The organism is Mesorhizobium sp. M1A.F.Ca.IN.020.06.1.1, assembly GCF_004023265.1.
In the GTDB taxonomy this organism is placed as follows: Bacteria; Pseudomonadota; Alphaproteobacteria; order Rhizobiales; family Rhizobiaceae; genus Mesorhizobium.
Genome location: NZ_RZSR01000843.1, coordinates 1 through 2,667 on the forward strand (window position 1 = coordinate 1; position 2,667 = coordinate 2,667).

Genomic DNA, 2,667 nt, shown 5'->3' on the forward strand with positions numbered 1-2,667 from the left:
CGACATGGGTCGCGACCTCGCGGGCGAATTTCATTTCATGCGTCACCAGCACCATGGTGCGCCCCTCGCGCGCCAGGTCGCCGATCACCTTCAGCACCTCGCCGACCAGTTCCGGATCGAGCGCGGAGGTCGGCTCGTCGAACAGCATGACGCGCGGATTGATCGCCAGCGCCCTGGCGATCGCGGCGCGCTGCTGCTGGCCGCCCGACAGGAATGCCGGGTAGACGTCGCGCTTCTCCGCCAGCCCGACCCGGGCGAGCAGCTTCTCGGCCTGGGCGATCGCCTCGTCGCGCTTGACGCCGAGCACGTGCACCGGAACCTCGATGACGTTCTCGATCAGCGTCATGTGGCTCCACAGGTTGAAGTTTTGGAACACCATGCCGAGTCTCGAGCGGATGCGCTCGATCTGCTTGCGGTCGGCAGGAACCGTATGGCCGTGGCTGACGGCCTTCAGCTTGATCTCCTCGCCATTGACACGGATGATGCCGCTGGTCGGGTTTTCCAGGCAGTTGATGCAGCGCAGCAGCGTCGACTTGCCGGAGCCCGAGCCGCCGATGATGGCGATCACCTCGCCGTCGCGCGCCGACAGCGAAACGCCCTTCAGCACATGCAACTGGCCGAACTTCTTGTGCAGGTTCTCGACATGGATGGCTTCGGCGGCGCCGCTCTGCGCTTGGCCGGCTGGGACTGCGGCGGCTTCCACCGCGCTCACCGGGTAACCTCAATAGGGGCGACGGCAGTTCGTCGAACGTCCATCCGGCTCATCAACATACGCTGTACTGTCCCGCTCCTCACTTCAGCATGGACCCGGCAGCGCGAGCCCGTCAATCCCGTTCATTACGGCACTTGCGACCTTGTTGCGCAAGTGTATAAATAGCCTTTCATGAAATTTTTTCGGTTTTTTTCATCTTAAAAGGGCATTGATGAGCGCTTTCGGATCACAATCCATGGCGGCGCCGCTGCGGCGCGTGCTCATGCGGTCGGCGGCGAACGCCATGCGCAACGCCGACAGAACTCAATGGCACTATGGCCCGGGGTTCAACCCGGCGAAGGCAGCGTCACAGCACGCGGCCCTTGCTGAACTGGTAGCCGCTTCCGGCGCCGAAATCGAATGGATCGAGGACAAGGCGGACGGCCTTTCGGATTCGGTGTTCACGCACGACCCATCGCTGATGACCGAGCACGGTGCGCTGATCCTCTCGATGGGCAAGCCATTGCGCGCCAGGGAGGCCTCCCTGCATGAGGAAACCTATAGAGGGCTGGGTATTCCGATCCTCGGCCGCGTCGAGGCTCCTGGCCAGGTCGAAGGCGGTGATTGCGTATGGGTGGATGCCCGCACGCTGGCGATCGGGCGCGGGGTCCGCTCCAACCAGGAAGGCATCCAGCAGGTTTCGAACCTGCTGACGCCGCTGGGTATTTCCGTCTACGGTTTTGATCTGCCGCTGTGGCAGGGTGAAGAGGCGTGCCTGCATCTGATGTCGGTGATCAGCCCGCTGGCCGACGATCTCGCGCTGGTCTATTCGCCGCTTTTGCCGGCCCCGTTCTATCAGATGCTGAAGGCGCGCGGCATCAGGCTGGTCGAAGGCGACGCCGGAGAATTCGCCGCTTCCAACGGCCTCAGCCTGAACGTGCTGCCGACCAGCCCGCACAAGGTCATTGCCGTTGCGGGCTTTCCCAAGACCAAAGCCGCGATGGAGGCCGCCGGCTGCACGGTTGAGATTTTCGAGGCGGACGCGCTCTGTATCGCCTGTGAAGGCGGGCCGACATGCCTGACACGGCCGATCCTGCGCCGATGACTGCGCGCCGCAAGTTCCGTCGCGAGGGCGAGGAGCGGCGGCGGCAGGATCTGATCGAAGCGACTCTGGACTGCGTGGCGGAATATGGCCTGCAGGGCGCCACTTTGCGCACCATCGCATTGCGTGCCGGCGTCACCGCCGGCCTGATCCGGCACTATTTCCCCGGCAAGGAAGAATTGCTGCAGGGGGCCTATACGGCGCTGGTCGGCCGCATGACCGAGCAGGCGAAAGCGGCATTGGTCATGGAAGAGGCGTCGCCTCGCCAACGCCTTGCAGCTTTCGTCACCGCCAATCTCAGCGCGCCGATCATCGACCAACGGGTGTTTTCGCTCTGGGCGACGTTCATCGGCCGTGCGAGCGCGGATCCGACGCTCGCCCGCGCTCACCGCGAAGGCTATCTTGGCTTTCGCAACGAGGTGGAAGCGGTCGTGGCCGAGGTGCTCGCCGCCGAACAGCGCGAACCGGACGCAAGTCAGCTGCGCCGTCATGCCATCGCCATCAATGCGATCATCGACGGGCTTTGGATCGAAGGCTGCCTGGCCAGTGAGATGTTCTCGCCCGGCGAATTGGCGGCGATTGGCATCAAGGCTGTCGAGGCCGAACTCGGCCTCGCGCCGCTGAAGCATGATTCCGAAAAGTAGGACCCGGTTTTCGGAGAAAGATCATGCTCAACAAAGGTTAGATCGGTATGGCAATTCAACGAAACGCCATCACGGTCTAGAGCAATTCCAGGAAAAGGTGAGAAGCGGTTTCCCGTCCGGAATTGCGTAACAAACAAAGAGATAGAGCAAATCACTGTTTCCGTTAACAGTGATCCTCTCCAAAGGGAGAAAACCAATGACCACGCTCGGCGAAGCGCTCATAACCTTGC

3 protein-coding genes are annotated in these 2,667 nt (G+C 62.5%); 2 read left to right on the plus strand and 1 reads right to left on the minus strand.

Annotated elements, in window-relative coordinates; genetic code table 11:
- Positions 1 to 712, minus strand: a 712-nt coding sequence (locus tag EOA60_RS27850; protein WP_128312237.1) for an ATP-binding cassette domain-containing protein, incomplete at its 3' end; no start/stop codon positions are given.
- A gap of 211 nt (positions 713 to 923) precedes the next feature.
- Between EOA60_RS27850 and EOA60_RS27855 the strand changes: the two genes are divergently transcribed.
- A complete protein-coding gene (locus tag EOA60_RS27855; protein ID WP_095824346.1) occupies positions 924 to 1,796 on the plus strand; it encodes a dimethylarginine dimethylaminohydrolase family protein in 873 nt (290 codons plus the stop codon).
- A complete protein-coding gene (locus EOA60_RS27860) occupies positions 1,766 to 2,437 on the plus strand; it encodes a TetR family transcriptional regulator C-terminal domain-containing protein (protein WP_067324188.1) in 672 nt (223 codons plus the stop codon). The genes EOA60_RS27855 and EOA60_RS27860 overlap by 31 nt, the downstream gene beginning before the upstream one ends.
- Positions 2,438 to 2,667 lie beyond the last annotated feature (230 nt).

Bases quoted from the DNA above. Each gene is read 5' to 3' on its own strand.
- EOA60_RS27860 (WP_067324188.1), top strand. From the start codon at position 1,766: ATGCCTGACACGGCCGATCCTGCGCCGATGACTGCGCGCCGCAAGTTC.
- EOA60_RS27855 (WP_095824346.1), top strand. From the start codon at position 924: ATGAGCGCTTTCGGATCACAATCCATGGCGGCGCCGCTGCGGCGCGTG.